General features: G+C 73.5%; 14 protein-coding genes. 10 read left to right on the forward strand and 4 right to left on the reverse strand.

Annotated elements, in window-relative coordinates; all coding sequences use genetic code 11:
* The first annotated feature begins 94 nt into the window (after positions 1–94).
* A complete protein-coding gene (locus tag OF819_RS03520; protein ID WP_267241825.1) occupies positions 95–514 on the forward strand; it encodes a DoxX family membrane protein in 420 nt (139 codons plus the stop codon).
* Positions 515–556: 42 nt separating this feature from the next.
* On the opposite strand, the gene OF819_RS03525 is transcribed toward OF819_RS03520, so the two are convergent.
* Positions 557–2,002 carry a glyceraldehyde-3-phosphate dehydrogenase gene (locus OF819_RS03525; RefSeq protein WP_267241826.1) on the reverse strand — a complete coding sequence of 482 codons (1,446 nt, stop codon included), beginning with the start codon at positions 2,000–2,002 and terminating at the stop codon, positions 557–559.
* A gap of 271 nt (positions 2,003–2,273) precedes the next feature.
* Between OF819_RS03525 and OF819_RS03530 the strand changes: the two genes are divergently transcribed.
* The 9 genes from OF819_RS03530 to OF819_RS03570 all read left to right on the forward strand — a co-directional run bounded on the left by OF819_RS03530 (position 2,274) and on the right by OF819_RS03570 (position 14,090).
* Entirely contained in the window at positions 2,274–3,098 is an 825-nt protein-coding gene (locus OF819_RS03530; RefSeq protein ID WP_267241827.1) for a sigma 54 modulation/S30EA ribosomal C-terminal domain-containing protein, read from the forward strand.
* A 52-nt stretch (positions 3,099–3,150) separates the two neighbouring features.
* Complete coding sequence (locus OF819_RS03535) at positions 3,151–4,281, forward strand: Vms1/Ankzf1 family peptidyl-tRNA hydrolase (protein WP_267241828.1); 1,131 nt, start codon at positions 3,151–3,153, stop codon at positions 4,279–4,281.
* A gap of 459 nt (positions 4,282–4,740) precedes the next feature.
* Positions 4,741–5,745, forward strand: coding sequence for a 3-oxoacyl-ACP synthase III family protein (locus OF819_RS03540; RefSeq protein ID WP_267241829.1), 1,005 nt, complete (start codon positions 4,741–4,743; stop codon positions 5,743–5,745).
* 1 nt (position 5,746) lies between these two features.
* Positions 5,747–6,703 (forward strand): 3-oxoacyl-ACP synthase III family protein, encoded by a 957-nt coding sequence (locus OF819_RS03545; RefSeq protein ID WP_267241830.1) that lies wholly within the window; start codon positions 5,747–5,749, stop codon positions 6,701–6,703.
* Positions 6,697–8,673, forward strand: a complete 1,977-nt coding sequence (locus tag OF819_RS03550; protein WP_267241831.1) for a fatty acid CoA ligase family protein — start codon at positions 6,697–6,699, stop codon at positions 8,671–8,673. Before OF819_RS03545 ends, OF819_RS03550 begins: the two co-directional genes overlap by 7 nt.
* Complete coding sequence (locus OF819_RS03555; protein ID WP_267241832.1) at positions 8,670–9,704, forward strand: NAD-dependent epimerase/dehydratase family protein; 1,035 nt, start codon at positions 8,670–8,672, stop codon at positions 9,702–9,704. Before OF819_RS03550 ends, OF819_RS03555 begins: the two co-directional genes overlap by 4 nt.
* Positions 9,705–9,707: 3 nt before the next feature.
* Complete coding sequence (locus OF819_RS03560) at positions 9,708–12,959, forward strand: non-ribosomal peptide synthetase (RefSeq protein ID WP_267241833.1); 3,252 nt, start codon at positions 9,708–9,710, stop codon at positions 12,957–12,959.
* Positions 12,956–13,681, forward strand: a complete 726-nt coding sequence (locus tag OF819_RS03565) for a formyltransferase family protein (RefSeq protein WP_267241834.1) — start codon at positions 12,956–12,958, stop codon at positions 13,679–13,681. The genes OF819_RS03560 and OF819_RS03565 overlap by 4 nt, the downstream gene beginning before the upstream one ends.
* 4 nt (positions 13,682–13,685) lie before the next feature.
* The gene (locus OF819_RS03570; protein WP_267241835.1) at positions 13,686–14,090 is read left to right on the forward strand and encodes a DUF779 domain-containing protein; all 405 of its coding nucleotides are present in this window, start codon (positions 13,686–13,688) and stop codon (positions 14,088–14,090) included.
* Between the two features lie 32 nt (positions 14,091–14,122).
* Here OF819_RS03570 and OF819_RS03575 read toward each other — a convergent pair whose 3' ends face one another.
* The 3 genes from OF819_RS03575 to OF819_RS03585 form a co-directional block, all read right to left on the reverse strand.
* The gene (locus OF819_RS03575; protein ID WP_267241836.1) at positions 14,123–14,317 is read right to left on the reverse strand and encodes a hypothetical protein; all 195 of its coding nucleotides are present in this window, start codon (positions 14,315–14,317) and stop codon (positions 14,123–14,125) included.
* 310 nt (positions 14,318–14,627) lie between these two features.
* Positions 14,628–15,287 carry an ABC transporter ATP-binding protein gene (locus OF819_RS03580; RefSeq protein WP_267241837.1) on the reverse strand — a complete coding sequence of 220 codons (660 nt, stop codon included), beginning with the start codon at positions 15,285–15,287 and terminating at the stop codon, positions 14,628–14,630.
* Positions 15,280–16,194 (reverse strand): ABC transporter ATP-binding protein, encoded by a 915-nt coding sequence (locus OF819_RS03585; RefSeq protein WP_267242066.1) that lies wholly within the window; start codon positions 16,192–16,194, stop codon positions 15,280–15,282. Before OF819_RS03585 ends, OF819_RS03580 begins: the two co-directional genes overlap by 8 nt.
* Between the last annotated feature and the right edge of the window lie 124 nt (positions 16,195–16,318).

The raw sequence follows: 16,318 nt of genomic DNA on the forward strand, positions 1-16,318 counted from the left end.
TGGGGCGCGGAGTGTGGTCCTGCCCGGCGCCCCGCCGAGTACCCTTGAAACAGGCGGTTTCTGCTTTGACAGCATTCCACGCCTGGAGGTCACCATGGACGTCGTGGTGCTCATCGGCCGCATCCTCTTCGCGGCGCTCTTCCTCACCTCCGCTCTCGGCCACCTCACGCAGACCAAGGCGATGGCCGGATACGCCGCGTCCAGGGGCGTGCCCGCCGCCGTGCCGGCGACGCTCGGCAGCGGCCTGCTGCTCCTCGCCGGCGGGCTGAGCGTGCTGCTCGGCATCTGGGCCGACCTGGGAGCCCTGCTGCTCGTCGCCTTCCTGGTTCCGACCGCGCTGCTGATGCACGCGTTCTGGAAAGAGAGCGACGCCCAGTCGCGGCAGCTCGAAATGGTCCACTTCCAGAAGGACCTGGCGCTGGCCGGAGCCGCGTTGGCGCTGTTCGCGTTCTTCGCCTACGCGGGCTCCGACCTGGGACTGACGATCACCGGGCCGCTGTTCGACATCGGCTGACCCGCCCCGGCCCGTGCACCCGGCCGCCGCGGGTCGGACCGGTCAGACCGCCGGGGCCGGGAAGGTGGGGTACTCCACCCCGGAGACATGCTGGACGACCCGGATGACCTGGCAGGAGTAGCCGAACTCGTTGTCGTACCACAGGTAGAGGATCGCGTTGTCGCCGTCGACCTTGGTGGCGCCGGCGTCGACGATCGAGGCGTGGCGCGAGCCGATGAAGTCGCTGGAGACCGCGTCGGGGGCGCTGATGAAGTCGATCTGGCGCTTGAGCGGCGAGGTCAGCGACACCTTGCGCAGATAGTCGAGGACTTCCTCGCGGGTGGTCTCGCGGCCGAGCCGCAGGCTGAGGATCGCGATCGAGACGTCCGGCACCGGGACGCGGATCGAGCTGCCGGTGATGGGCGCCTTGAGGTCGGGGAGCGCCTTGGCGACGGCGGAAGCCGCGCCGGTCTCGGTGATGACCATGTTGAGCGGCGCGGAGCGGCCGCGGCGGTCGGCCTTGTGGTAATTGTCCAGCAGGTTCTGGTCGTTGGTGAACGAGTGGACGGTCTCGACATGGCCGCGCTCCACGCCGTACTCGTCCGCCATCGCCTTCAGCGGCGGGACGATCGCATTGGTGGTGCAGGAGGCGCAGGACAGGATCTGCTCGTCCGGCTTGATCATGTCGTGGTTGACGCCGTGGACGACGTTGGGGACGTCGCCCTTGCCCGGCGCGGTCAGGACGACCTTGTCGATGCCGGGGCGGAGGTGCTGGGACAGGCCCTCGCGGTCGCGCCACCTGCCGGTGTTGTCGATGAGGATGGCGTCCTTGACGCCGTACGCCGTGTAGTCGACCTCCGACGGGTCGTCAGCGTAGATCACCTTGATCTCGTTGCCGTTGGCGACGATCGTGCTGGTCGCCTCGTCGACGGTGATCGTGCCCTGGAACTGGCCGTGGATGGAGTCGCGGCGCAGCAGCGAGGCGCGCTTGATGATGTCCTGCTCGCCGCCCTTGCGGACGACGACGGCGCGCAGGCGCAGGCCGTTGCCGGAGCCGGACTTCTCGATGAGCAGGCGGGCGACGAGGCGGCCGATGCGGCCGAAGCCGTAGAGGACGACATCGCGCGGCTCACGGCGCTCGATCTTGTTGGCGCCCGTGGCGCCGGCGACGGCCTCGGCGGTGAACTCCGCCACCGTCAGCCCGCGGTCGTCTGCACCGTAGGTCGCGGCGAGCATGCCGATGTCGATCTGCGAGGGGCCGAGGTCGAGCGTGGTGAGCGCCTGCAGGAACGGCATCGTCTCGGTGACCGAGAGCTCCTCGCCGGCTATCTGCCGGGCGAACCGGTGGGTCTTGAGGATGCTGACCACCGACTTGTTCACCAGGGAGCGGCTGTGCAGCAGGACGGTGACATCCCGCTCGCGGTGCAGCTTCCCGATGATCGGGATCATCGACTCCGCGATCTCCTCGCGGGTCTTCCAGTTGGTGAACGAGTCGTCGTTGACAGTCACAGGCTTATCTTTCGAGCTAGGCGGCGCTCATATGCTAACCCCAGGTCGTTTCGCTCGTTCACGGGGTGGCCGGCCTGTCGGTCCGGGCACGGGTCCGTTGGCGCGGCAGGCGTCGGCCGGGGGACGGCGGACCCCCGGGAGCCGCCCGTGGCGGGCGAGCGCAGGCCGCTGAGCACCGTGGACGCCAGAGAGGACGCCCCGGGCGAGACATAGCCCATTCGGCCCCAGCGCGGAGCGCGGAGCAGCGGAAGACTGTGGTGTGGAGGTCGTCATGAAGCACACGGCGTCACCGCAGATCACGGATGTGCAGGTGGAGAAGCGGGGGCAGGTGTCCTCCGGGGAGATCGCGTACGCCCGCGACAAGGTCCGCGCCGTGCTCGACCGGGCCCCCAAGCCTGTGCTCTTCGCCCGGGTGAGGCTCACCCGCCAGGCGAACCCGGCGATGGAGCGGCCGGTGATCGCCCAGGCGAACCTGGACGTCAGCGGCAGGCCCGCCCGGGCGCATGTGGCGGGCGGCAGCGCCACGGAAGCGGCCGACCTGCTGCAGGACCGGCTCACGGCGGTGCTGGCCCGGATGGCCGAGCACTGGGAGGCCCGGCGCGGCCGGACCCGCCCGCCCGGCGGCGACGCCCGCGCCTGGCGGCACGGGGACGAGCCCGCCCACCGGCCCGACCACTTCCCGCGTCCTGCCGCGGAACGGGAGGTCGTCCGGCACAAGTCGTTCGCCCTCGCCTTCGAGTCGCCCGACGAGGCGGCGGATGAGATGGAGCGCCTCGACTACGGCTTCCATCTGTTCACCGACGCCGGCTCGGGTCAGGACAGCGTCCTGTACCGCTCGGGCCCCGCGGAGTACCGGCTGGCCCAGGTCGACCCGCGGCCCGAGCGGATCGGCCCGGTGGCCGTGCCGCTGACCGTCAGCCCGGCCCCCGCTCCCCGTATGGACGTCGCCGAAGCCAGGCAGCGCCTGGAGGTCACCGGGTGGCCGTTTGTGTTCTTCGCCGACGCGGCCACCGGCCGCGGCGCCGTCCTGTACCACCGCTACGACGGCCACTACGGCCTCATCACCCCTGCCGCAGACGGGCCCGCGGCCGCCTGACGCCCTCCGCGGGACGGCGGCGGCCGGGGCTCGGCCCACCACAGGAGCCGACATGGGAACCACGACATCGATCAGGGACAAGGTCCTGCAGAGCCTGCTCGGCCGGCCGGGCCCCGTGTGCTCGGTCTACCTCCGGCTCGAGCCCCGCCCCCAGCAGGTGGAGGACGCCCGGCTGCGCTGGCAGCGCCTCGCCCGGCAGCTGACGGACGAGGGCGCGGACGCGGCCGCCGTCGACGCGCTGGCGCGGCGGGTGGACGCGGAGCTGCCCGGTTCCGGGACGCTCGTCGCCTTCGCCGCCGGCGGGGAGATCCGGTACGCCGCCGTGCTGCCCCCTGGCCACCGCGGCGACACGGCCGACGCCGACTTCGCCGCGTACGGCCCGCTCCCCCATCTGCAGCCCCTGCTCGCCTGGCGGCAGGACCACCCCGCCCATGTGCTCGCCGTGGTCGACCGCACCGGCGCCGATCTGGAGGCGTACCCGCTGGGCGGCACGGAGCCGATTCGCCGGACCGTGACGGGCCCGGACGACGAGATCGAGCGGAACGCGCCCGGCGGCATGTCGCAGGGCCGTTTCCAGCGGCGCGCCGAGGACTCCTGGGAGCACAACGCCGTACGGGTGGCCGAGACCCTCACCGGCGTCGTCTCCCGGGTCTCCGCGCGGCTCGTGCTGCTCGCCGGGGACGTGCGCGCCGTGCAGTACCTCACCAAGCATCTGCCCGAGCGGGTCCGGCAGCAGGTCTCTGTGCGCAGGGTCAGCGGCGGACGGGCCGCTGACGGCTCCGACCGCGTCCGCAGCGAACAGGTCGAGGAGGAGACGCGGCGCGCCGGGGACGAGCAGACCAGCGGCCTGCTGCGGCGCTTCGCCGAGGAGCGCGGCCCCGGCGGCCGGGCCGTCGAGGGCGTGCACTCGACGCTGCGGGCGCTCGCCGAGGGCCGGGTGGAGACGCTTGTGGTCGTCGACGACCCCGGCGACCGGCGGACGGCCTGGTTCGGCGCCGCTCCGGGCGAGGTGTCCGAGCGACGCCCCGCCGCCCCCTCGGTGGACGGGACCCCGATGGCCCGTGCCCCGCTGTCCGACGTCGCGATCCGCACCGCCCTGCTCTCCGGATCGGATGTGCGGGTGCTGCGCCCGGACGCCGACGGCGCCCCCGCGCACGGCATCGGCGCGCTGTGCCGCGCCTGAGCCCGGCGGTCCGCGAGCAAGGCGGGCGCAGAAGCGGCGCCGGGTCCCGGACGGGATTTTCCGCCGGAAATCCCGGGTGCCCGAATGAGCCATGCCCCGCCGGCGGGTTGCGCACCATCGAATTCCCGGAAAGTTGATATGCGAACCAGTGCGGCCCGGGAGCTGTGCATTCCCGGCGGCAGCCCCGGCCGCCGCACCCGCCTTGAAATCGTTCCGTCATACGCAAGGGCCGTTTTTCGGTCATCACGCACCGCGATGCCGCATGAACGAACAGTGGCGATCATCACAGGCTTGCAGCGTGAGAAGCCCTTGAGACATGCGCTAACGTCATCGGACGGATGCGCCTGACGGGTGTTCACCTTCCCCTGTGCCAGGGCGTCAAAGAAGCGGCAAAACCGGGAGAAGCTTTTGTACAGCAGTCGATTAGAAGCTCTCGGGGTATATCTGCCCTCGCGGGTCATGAGCACTCCGGAACTGCTCTCGCATATGGCGAAGACACCGTCCTTTGACCTTCGCAGAATTACGGGGGCGGCTGCGCGGCGGGTCGCGGACGACACCGCGGAAGCCGGTGTTCCGGAGGACTGCCTCACGATGGCGGTCTCCGCGGCGCGCGACTGCCTGGACCGCTCGCGCTATGCTCCCGACGAGATCGACATCGTCATCTCCTGCTCCATCAGCCGCACCACGGACGGCCGACGCCACCAGTTCGAGCCGTCGTTCGCGCATCGCATCGCGATGGAACTGGGCGCCCCCGGAGCCGTTCGCTTCGATGTGTCCAACGCCTGTGCGGGCATGATGACCGGCGTTCATCTGCTGGACCGGATGATCCGGGCCGGCCAGGTCCGCAATGGGCTGGTGGTCAGCGGAGAGCACATCACCCCGATCGCCTTCACCGCCGCGCGGGAGATGGAGGACAGCAGGGACCCCCAGTTCGCCTCGCTGTCCGTCGGCGACTCGGCCGTCGCCGTGGTGGTGGACCGTGCCGTCGACGACGCGGACGTCATCCACGACGTGGAGTTGATGACCTGCTCCGAGTACGCGGAGCTGTGTCTGGGCATGCCCAGCGACCGGACCGGCGACCTGGCGATGTACACCAACAACACCGTGATGCACGCCGAGGACCGGCTGATGCTCTGGCCCTCGTTCCAGCGGGACAGGCTGGCCCGCGACGGCCGCCGGTTCGCCGACGAGGGGTACGACTTCATCGTCCAGCACCAGGTCGGCAGCCGGTTCGTCGACTGTATGAACGCGGTGGGCGAGAAGGTCTTCGACACCCCGATGCCGCAGTCCCTGTCGGTCGTCGAGGAGTTCGCCAACACGGCGAGCACCTCCCACTTCCTTGTGCTGCACCAGGCTCTCGCGCAGGGCCGCATACCCAAGGGGTCCAAGATCCTGCTGGTGCCCGCCGCCTCGGGCGTGGTGACCGGTTTTCTGTCCACGACCGTCTCCGCCCTGGAGGTGTGACATGGGCGTCGTCATCGCCTCCACCGCCCTTTGCCCCGCCGACGACACCGCCAGCGCGATCGGATACGCGGCGCGCGCCGGCGGCGACTGCCTGACGCGGGCCGGACTCACGCCCGCGGACGTCGACGTACTGATCAATGTCGGCGTCTACCGGGACTCCAACGTCTCCGAGCCGTCCGTCGCCGCGCTGGTCCAGAAGCGCATCGGCATCCATCCCGACTACGCCCGCGGACCCGGCGGCTCACGCACGGCGTTCTCGTTCGACCTGATGAACGGCGCATGCGGGACGCTCAACGCCGTGCAGGCCGCGGACGCCCTGCTGGCGACGGGCAGCGCCGAGAGGGTGCTCGTCGTCTCGGCCGACACCCACCCCTCCATGGACCAGGCCAGGGCCGGCACCCCCGCCTTCCCCTATGCCAGCACCGGCGCGGCCCTGCTGCTTCAGCGCGGCGACGACGCCCTCGGCTTCGGCCGGGTGCACCACCGGGCGCTGCCCGGACCGCACGGCGTCAACGGCTATCTGCCAGTGTCCGAGGCGGGGCCGCACGGGCGCGGCGCCATCGCCGTCGACCGGGACGCGGACGTGCTGGAGAGGATGCTCGGCCTGGCCGCCGACACCGCGCGCGGCTGCCTGGCGGCGGAGTACGGGACAGACCGCGCCGAGGTGACGCCCGCGGCGTTCGACCGCACCCTGCTGATCACCTCTCAGCCGTCGCCCGCCTTCGCGTCCTCGCTCGCCAAGCGGCTGGGGCTGCCCGCCGACGCGGCGGTCACCGTCGAGGGCGTCCACGGCGACCCGCACACCTCGGCGCTCGCCTACGGACTGCGGCAGGCCCAGGACGCCGGCAGGCTCGAAGGCCACGACCGCATCCTCTTCCTGGCGGTCGGCGCGGGACTCAGCTCGGCGGCCTCGCTCTACCGGCTGCGCCGCACCGGGGAGGGAACGGCCGCATGCTGACTCCCGGCGTCACGGCCCCGCCGCGCCAGGACGCGTCCCCGGCCGAACTCCTCGCCTGGCACGCCGTCCGGACGCCGCACAGAGCCGCCCTCGTCCACCCGGACGGCAGCAGGGCCGCACCCGACGGGCGGCCCGGCTACACCTCGGTCGACTATGCCGCGTTCGCCTCGCGGGTCTCCGCGTGCGCCGCCGGACTCACCCGGCACGGCATCGGCCGCTCCACCCGCACCGCGCTGCTTGTGCCGCCCGGCGCGGAGCTGCTCACCCTGGTGTGCGCGCTGCTGCATCTCGGCGCGGTTCCGGCGGTCGTCGATCCGGGCATGGGTCTGCGCCGGATGCTCGACTGCCTGCGCCGGGTGGACGTCGAGGCGTTCATCGGCGTACCGGCCGCGCACGCGCTGCGCAGGCTGCACCCGCGTGCCCTGCGCTCCGTGCGCAGCACCGTCACGGTGGGCCGGCGCGGAGACGGTCTCGCCGAGCTGATCGCCCTCGGCGCGGAGCCGCCGCCCGGTCCCCCGGCCCGGCTCCGGCCCGACGACCCGGCGCTGATCGCCTACACCACCGGCAGCACCGGGCCCGCCAAGCCCGTCGAGATCACGGCCGGCATGCTGAGCGGGATGGCGTACGGCGTCGAGCGCGCCCACTTCACCGCCGAGCTGACCCGCACCCTGGTCACCCTGCCGCTGATGGGCGTGTTCGACCTCGCGGCGGGCCGTACGGCGGTGCTGCCGGCCATGGACATGCGGCGCGTCGGCGCCGCCGACCCCGCGCTGCTGACCGATGCGATCCAGCGCTTCGACGTCAGCGCCATGTTCGCCTCCCCGGCCGTGCTGGGGCCTCTCTCGGAGCATCTGGCGCGGACCGGCGCCCGGGTGCCGTCGCTGCGGCTGGCGGTCTCCGGCGGCGCTCCGGTGAGCTGTGCGCTGATGGACCAGCTGCGCGCCGTACTGCCGGGCGAGGCACGCGTGTTCAGCACCTACGGGGCGACCGAGGCGCTGCCCATCGCGCTGATCGAGAGCCGGGAGGCGCTGGCGGGGCCGGCCGAGGGCCCGGCGGCGGGTCTCGGCGTCTGTGTGGGCCGCCCCGCTCCCGGCCAGTCGGTCGCCGTGATCCGGACCGGTGACACCCCCGTGCCCCGCTGGACGCCTGAACTCCCCGTGCCCGCCGGGGAGATCGGCGAGATCGCCGTCAGCGGCCGGGCCGTCAGCCCGCGCTACTTCCGCTCGCCTCGGGCCGACGCCGAGCACAAGGTCGACGATCCGGTGCACGGCGTCCGCTGGCACCGCACCGGCGATCTCGGCTGGATCGACGGCGAAGGGCGCATCTGGTTCTGCGGGCGCAAGAGCCAGCGCGTCCGCACCGCGGACGGCGAGCTGCACACCGTGCGCTGCGAAGGCGTCTTCAACGTCCACCCCCAGGTGCGGCGCACCGCGCTGGTGGGCGTCGGCCCGCACGGCGGCCAGCGGCCGGTGCTGTGTGTGGAGCTGATGCCCGGCGTGGACGCGGACGACTGGCCGCGGATCGAGGGCGAGTTGCGCGCGCTAGGCGCGAACAGCCCGGCCGCCAAGCCGGTGCAGGACTTCCTGCCGCACCCGGCGTTCCCCGTGGACGTCCGCCACAACGCCAAGATCCGCCGGGAGCTGCTGGCCCGCTGGGCGGACGGACAGCTCACCGGGAGCGGCCGCCCGACCGCCGCCGAACGGGCGCTGCGCGCCGTCCCGCTGGCCGGGTGGGCCTATCTCGTCGCATGGCCGCTGCTGCCCTGGGAGCATCCGGCGCTCACCGCCCTGTGGTGGGCCGACGCCTTCCTCAGCGTCGTCGTCCACGCGCTCCAGATACCGGCCGCGCTCCGTGCCGAGCAGGAGCGCGCCACCGGGCGCAGGCCCGGCGCGACCGCGGCGCTGACCATGCTGTTCGGGGCGACCTGGTGGCGGCGGCGCGTCCGCGGAGCACAGGAGGCGGCCGCATGAAGGCCCTGGTGACGGGCGCGTCGGGGTTCCTCGGCGGCCATATCGTCGACGCGTGCGTGCGGGCCGGCGACGAGGTGCGGGTGCTGGTGCGCGAGGGAAGCGATCTGAGCCATCTGCGGACAGTGCCCGGCGTGGAGTTCGCGTACGGGGATCTGCGGGACGCCGCCTCGCTGCGGGCGGCGGCCGACGGCGTGGACGCAGTGCATCACAGCGCCGCCCGCGTCACCGACCGCGGCACCCGTGCGCAGTTCTGGGACGAGAACGTCGCGGGCACCGAGCGGCTGCTGTCGGCGGCCCGCGCGGCGGGGGCGCGGCGCTTTGTGTTCATCAGCAGCCCCAGTGCGCTGATGGGGGTGCGGGACGGCGATCGGCTCGGCATCGACGAGAGGGTGCCGTACCCCGCGCGCCATCTCAATCTCTACTCGTCGACCAAGGCCGCGGCGGAGCGCCGGGTGCTGGCCGCGAACGGCCCGGACTTCACCGCCGTCGCACTGCGTCCGCGCGCCGTATGGGGGCCGCGCGATCACTCCGGCTTTATGCCGCGGCTGATCGCGAAGATGCTGACGGGCAGTCTGCCGGACCTGTCGGGCGGCAGACCGGTGTACGCCTCGCTGTGCTACTGCGCCAACGCGGCCGACGCCTCGGTGCGGGCGGCCCGCGCGGACGGCGTCGGCGGCCGCGCCTACTTCGTCACCGACGGGAAACCGGTGGAGGTGTGGAGCATGCTCGCGCTGCTCGCACGGCGGTTCGGGGGCACACCGCCGACCCGGAGGGTCCCCCTCGGGCTGCTGCGCGCGCTCGCGTTCACGGCGGACACGGTGTGGAAGGCGCCGCCGCTGGCCAGGCGTTCCTCGCCTCCGCTGTCCCGCTACTCGCTGGCTCTGCTGACCCGCTCGGCGACCTATGACACCTCGGCGGCGTGCCGGGATCTGGCCCCGCCGCCGGTGGACCACGACACGGGGATGGCGGAACTCCAGGCGTGGATCGACAGCATCGGCGGAGTCCACGCGTACATCGGGAAGGTGTCCTGAGTCATGACCGTGCAGCAGTTCACGCAGGCCCGTGCCGTTCAGCGGGCGGAGGCCTTCTTCCGGCCCGTATCCGCCGCCGAGTGGTCGTATCTCGCGGCCGCCCGGCTCGGTGAGCAGCTGGTGCTCCAGCTCGCGGTCGAGGGGACGGGTCCGCTGGACGCGGCGGAGCTGAGCCGGGCGGTGGCCAAAGCCTCGGCCGCCTGCCCCGGCGCCCGGCTGGTGCGGCGCGGCAGGATGTGGATCGACGGCGGACGTCCGCCCCGCGTGGTGGTGGTCGATGTGCGCGGCGCGGACGGAGCGGGCCGCACGGCCTTCACCGGGCTGCCGGATCGAGCAGAGCCGGCACCGCTGACAGCGGCGACAGCGGTGACAGAGCTGCCTGAGTCGGCGGCCCCGCTGGCGGCGGCGGAGGGCGACCCCTCGTGCGAGGTGCTGCTGCTCACGGGCGGGGCGGCCACCACGGCGGTCTTCCGCGCCTCGCACGCCGTGATGGATCTGAAGGGCTTGTCGCACTGGGCCGCCGAGGTGTTCCGCGCGCTGCGCGGCGAGCCGCCGGCCGGCGCGTCCGGCACGCTCACCGACGATGCGCTGCTGGACGCGGTGGGCCGGTCGGGGCGGCGGCCCCGCTTCGGCCTCGACCGGCGCTCGCCGCTGGGCGGCCGGGCGGGGAACGTCACGGTGTGGCGGCGGCGCACGGTCGCAGGCCGGCATACGGCGCTGGCCGCGAAGACGGCGGCCGCGATCGCCGACGCCGTGCCAGGCCCCCCGGCCCGGATCATGGTCCCGGCGGATCTGCGGCGGCACGTCCCCGGTGTGGCGTCGACGGCGAATCTGGCGCTGCCGCTGTTCCTCGACGTCCCGGCGGGCCAGGGCGCGGACGGAGTCCACCGGCGGCTGCTGGAGGCGCTGGCCGCCCGGCGGGAGCTGGTCTCCGGTGCGGAGGCCGCGGCGGCCCGGCTGCCGCTGCCCGCGGCCGCCGCGCTCATCGGCGCGCTGCGCTCCGCCGCCCGGGCGCGCCACCGGTATCCGGCGTCGGCCATCGTGTCGAACGCCGGCCGAGCGGCGCCCGAGGACTTCAGCGCGGGGAGCTTCACGGCGACGACGGTGTACGCCCTGCCGGTGCACGCGCCGCTGATTCCGGTCAGCGTCGCCCTGCTGGAACTCCCGCACCAGACCGAGGTGGTGGTCTCCGCCCGCGGGGCGGCGGACGTCGGCGAGCGCTGCGAGAAGCTCCTCGACCGCATCGAGTCCGCGCTCCGTCCCCGCGGTCCGGGCCTGCCGCCCGCCGGGCGCTCCCCCGCGGCTCAGGCGGCGGAGCTGCTGCTCGCCCCCGGACCGGGCGGGCTGCCGTCGCTTGAGACCACGGTGGTGCGGCTGTTCCGGGAGCAGGCGGCCCGCCGTCCGGAGCTGCCCGCGGTACTCGGCGACGGCCAGCCGTGGTCGTATCGGGAACTGGACCTGCGTTCCGACGCCGTGGCGGCCGCCCTCCTCGCCCGCGGGGTCCGGCGCGGGGAGATCGTGGGCGTCCTGGCGGACCGTTCGGCGCTCGGCCTGGCGGCGGTGTGGGGTGTGCTCAAAGCCGGAGCGGCCTTCCTCCCCGTCGACGTCCGCAATCCGGCGCGCAGGGTGGCGGAGCTGCTGGGCGACGCGCAGGCGCGGTTCTGTCTGCTCGACAGCTCCATGCGTGCCGGGGCCGTGCCGGACGGGGTCACGGCTGTCCCCGTGGACGACGCCGCACGCGAGAACCCGGTCGTCGGCGAAGAGCGCCGGGCCGTCCTCGCCGCGGCCGCTCCCGGCCCGGACGACCTGGCCTATGTCATCTACACCTCGGGCTCCACGGGCAGACCGAAGGGCGTGCAGATCGAACACCGCAGCCTGACCAATCTGGTGGGCTGGATCGCGCCCTTCATGCGGTGCGACGAGGAGACACGGGCCGCGTACTCCTTCTCCCCCGGCTTCGACCTGTCGGTCATGCAGATCTTTCCGCCGCTGCTGCACGGCGGGGCGGTGGTGCCGGTGCCCGGCGAACTCGACCATGTCAAGCTGCGCGAGATGTTCTCCGGGCGGCAGGCCAACACCCTCGGGCTGACGCCGACACACCTCGACCTCGCCGCACGGCTCGGCATCCGCCCCCGCGGCATCCGCGCGCTCCAGTCGGGCGGTGAGAACCTCACGGCGGCCACCGCCCGCCGGGCCCGCGCGGCCTTCGGGCCGGACTGCCTGTTCGTCAATGTCTACGGTCCGACCGAGGCGACGGTGGCCTGCACCGTCGCCGTCGTCGGCGACGAGCCCGGCGACGGGCGGCGGTCCGCGCCGATCGGGGCGCCGGTGCACCGCACATCGGCGGCCCTGCTCGACGAGCGGGGCAACGCCGTCCCCGACGGCGAGCCCGGCGAGCTCCATATGACAGGCGTCCAGCTGGCCCGCGGCTATCTCGGCCGCCCGGAGCTGACCGCCGACCGCTTTGTCTTCCTCCCGGACGGCCGGCGCGCCTATCGCACCGGCGATCTGGCGGTCCGCCGGCCGGACGGGCTGCTGGAGTACCGGGGCCGGATCGACTCACAGGTGAAGATCCGCGGCCACCGGGTCGAACCGGGCGAGGTAGAGGCGGCGCTCACGGCCCTGCCCGGCGTCGCGCAGGCCGCGGTTGCCGCCCGCCCCCGGCCGGACTCCGGCGCACTCGCGCTGTGCGCGTTCGTCGTGCCCGCGCCGGGCGCGGGGGCCGTCGACGAGGCAGCGGTACGGGCGGAGCTGGAGCTGTCGCTTCCACCGCATCTGGTCCCCTCGGCGGTGCGGGCGGTCCCCGCGCTGCCGGAGACGGCCAGCGGCAAGACGGACCGCAATGCCCTGCCCGATCCGTTTGCGGGCGGCCTGCCCGGCGGCAGTCCGGCTGGCGGCGGCTCTTCTGCCGGTGGTGTGGCTGCCGGTGGTGTGGCTGCCGGTGGTCCTTGTGCGGGCGGCGGTGCGGGGTCCGAGCACGCCCGCGGGGCGCAGGAGCCGGACGTGATGGCTGTGACGGCCCGCATCTGGGCGCGTGTACTGCGCTGCGCCGTCGCGGACCTGGACGCCGCCTCCGACTTCCATGCGCTGGGCGGCGACTCGCTCGCCGTGCTGGAGATGCTGTCGGGGCTCGGCGAGGAACTGCTGCACGGTACGGCGGAACGGGAGTTCCTGGACCGGCTGGGCCCGCTCAGCCGGGAACTGACGCTCGGCCGGGTCGTCGAGACGGTCATGGCGCTGCGGAGCACGGCATGATCTTCGTGGGAGAGGGCGCGCTGCTCCGGCGCGCCGTGGAGCACACGCTCGCCGCCGGACTGCCCGTGGACCTGGTGTGCGGGCCCGCCCGGCAGAAGCCTCACCCCGGCGTCCCGTACCGCGCCACGGCCGATGTCAACTCCCTTGCGTCCGTGCTGGCCGACGCCAGCACGGACGGCGTCGTCTGGTCCGTCAACAATCCGCTGATCTTCCGTGCGCCGGTGCTCTCCTCGGGTCTGCGCATTCTCAATGTCCACCACGGCCCGCTGCCCGCCTACCGGGGGCGGCCCGAAGTCGCCCTCGTCTACGCGATGCTCCACGGGGAGCGGGAGTTCGCCGCGACGCTCCACGAGGTCGACGAAGGCATCGACACCGGCCGCGTGCTGGCCTCGCAGCGCTATCCGATCGGCCCGGACGAGCCGTATCACGTGGTGCTGCGCCGTGGGCTGGAGGTCTGTCAGCGGCTCTTCGAGCGGTGTCTGCCGCAGCTCGCCGCGGACGCGGGCTGGGCGGGCGAGCCGGTGCCGCCCGTCGAGACCGCCGGCGGGGGGTACTTCGGCCGGGCGGCGCTGGCCCGGCTGGGGCGGCGCCGCGACGACCCCGGCTTTGCCCGCGCCACCGATCTGGGGTTCCTGGCCGGGTATCTGCCGGAGCTGGCCGAGGCCCTGCGTGCAACGGACTTGCAACGTGAGGCCGGGTTGGCTTGGGCCGAGGAGGCTTGAGGCGATGAGCGGATTCCCGCGTGTGGAACTGACCCCGGCGGCGAGCGCACTGGTGCGACGGCTGCGTGAGACGCACGGCCCTGTGATGTTCCATCAGTCGGGCGGCTGCTGTGACGGCAGTGCGCCGATGTGTTACCCGGACGGCGAGTTCCGTACGGGCGGCTCCGATGTGCTGCTGGAGTCGCTGGCGGTCGACGGCGTCGACGAGCGTGTGCCGTTCTGGATCTCGGCGAGCCAGTACGATGCGTGGCGGCACACACGGCTGATCGTGGACGTGGTGGAGGGGCGCGGCAGCGGATTCTCGCTGGAAGCGCCGGAGGGAGTGCGGTTTCTGCTGCGGTCCCGGCTGGCGGGGCGGCCGGAGGATCCGCCGGCGGACCCGCTGGCTGACTGGCCCGCGGACTCCTGATCCGGGCGCCGGCGGATCAGGACCTCGGCGGATCAGGGCCGCAGACTGCTGACCACGTCTGCCGTGGCGGCGATGCCGTTGCTGATCGTCGGCGCCATGCTGGTGCCCGCGAGAAAGAAGCCGAGCAGAACGCAGACCAGGGCATGGGTGAACTTCAGCCCTCCGTTGCGCACAAAGATCACTGCGAGTACCAGCAGGAGCAGTACCACCGAAATCGAAATGGCCATCGCCAACCTCCTCTGCCACACCGGATGCGCGACGCCGGAGATACGACGCCGGATATGCGGCATTCGGCGGCCAGTCTGGCGCAGGGGAGTTCCCGTCCGGCCGACTGGCGTGTCCGCCGAACGGGTGTTGACTGGCGGTGACTTCGGGATGGCTTGCACTACCGGCCGTGGCGGCGCAGAAAGCGTGCGAGACCGGGGAGGCCGTCGGTGTACACGGCGACGCCCCCCGTCACTGGGGCTCCGCCCCCGGAGGAGCGGTCCCGCCGTGGGCTCCGCGGAGGCGATCCGGCCGAAGACGCCTCGGGGCGGGTCACCACGCCCCGGTGTCCGGCCAGTTCAGCGTGCGGTCGCACCAGCGGTGCAGCAGGGGGCGGTCGTGGGAGACCGCGAGCAGGCCCGCGCCGTGGTCGCGGCGGTACCGTTCGACGACGGCGACGAGCGCCGCGGATGTCGAGGCGTCGAGCATCGCGGTCATCTCATCGCAGATCAGCCAGCGCGGCCGCAGCGCCAGCGCGCGGGCGAGGCAGGCGCGTTGCAGCTGCCCGTCGCTGACCTCGTGGGGGCGGCGGCGCAGCAGGTCGCCGGTGAGGCCGGTGGCCGCGGCCAGTTCTCCGGTGCGTGCCGCGGCCTCGGCGCGGCGGCCGGTCGCGCGCAGCGGTTCGGCGATCAGGTCGTACAGCGTCAGGCGCGGGTCGGCGGAGAGCCTGGGCTGCTGGAAGACAACGCCGATCGCGGTGCGCTGTGCTCGTGGCGCGGCGTGCCGCCAGCGCCGTACGGTCTCTCCGTCGATACGGACCTGGCCCGTGTCGGGGCGGTGGAGCAGCGCCGCGACCCTGGCCAGGGTGGATTTTCCGCAGCCGCTGGGCCCGAGGAGGCCGACGGCCTCGCCGGGGGCGAGGGTGAGTGAGGCGTCGCGGAAGGCGGGCCTGCGGGGGTCGTATCCGGCGGTGACGCCGTGGAGTTCAAGCACGGGGCGGCTCCGCTGGCGGGGCGGCGGGGTGGTGGCAGGAGAGCCCGGCGGCGAAGGCGGGGAGCGTGGTGGCGCAGGTGTCCGTCGCGCGGTCGCAGCGGGGGGCGAAGGCGCAGCCTTCCGGGAGGTCGCCCAGCTCCGGCGGCAGGCCGGGGATGGGGGTGAAGTCCCGTTCCGGGAGGGCGGCGAGGAGACGGCGGGCATAGGGGTGGCGGGGGCCGGGCGCGCCGAAGAAGGCGTCCGCGTCGGCGATCTCCACGATGCGTCCCGCGTACATCACGGCGACGCGGTCGGCGATCCGCTGGGCCGCCGCCAGATCGTGAGTGATCATCAGCAGCGCCCGGCCGTCGTCGGTGTGGCGGCGGAGTTCGTCGGCGGTGCGGTGGACCAGATCCCGGTCGAGTCCGGTGGTCGGCTCGTCGGCGAGCAGCAGCGGTGCGTCGCCGACCAGGGCGAGTGCGGTGGCCGCGCGCTGGGCGAGCCCGCCGGAGAGCTCGTGGGGGTAGCGGTCGAGGAGGTCCGCGGGGAAGGCGGCGCGTTCGGCCGCGGCGACCGCCGCGCGGCGGGCCTCGCGGCGGCGTATGCCGGTCAGGGCGCGGAGGGTCTCCTCCAGGTGTGCTCCCACGGTGCGTACGGGGGTGAGGTGCGCGGCCGGGCTCTGCGGGATGAGCCCGATGCGGCGGCCGCGCACCCTGCGGGCGAGGGTGCGTTCGTCCGCGCCGATCAGCTCGATGCCGCCGGCGATGGCGGAGCCGGCGGTCTGGGCGTTGCCGGGGAGGAGTCCGAGGAGGGCGGAGGCGAGTACGGACTTGCCGCAGCCGCTCTCGCCGACGAGGGCGAGGCATTCGCCAGGCGCGAGGTCGAAGGAGGCGTCACGGACAGCGGCGACCTGCCGTCCGCCGCGCATCCGGAAGCGGACGTGCAGCCCGCGCACGGAAAGGACGGAAGCGGGCGCCGCGGAGGGGTGCGCGCCGCTCACGGACTTCCCATGTTCGCTTCTCCGCCCGCTCGGCGAAACCGCAGGCATCGCC

It is taken from the genome of Streptomyces sp. PR69 (genome assembly GCF_026420845.1).
Taxonomy (GTDB): Bacteria; Actinomycetota; Actinomycetes; order Streptomycetales; family Streptomycetaceae; genus Streptomyces.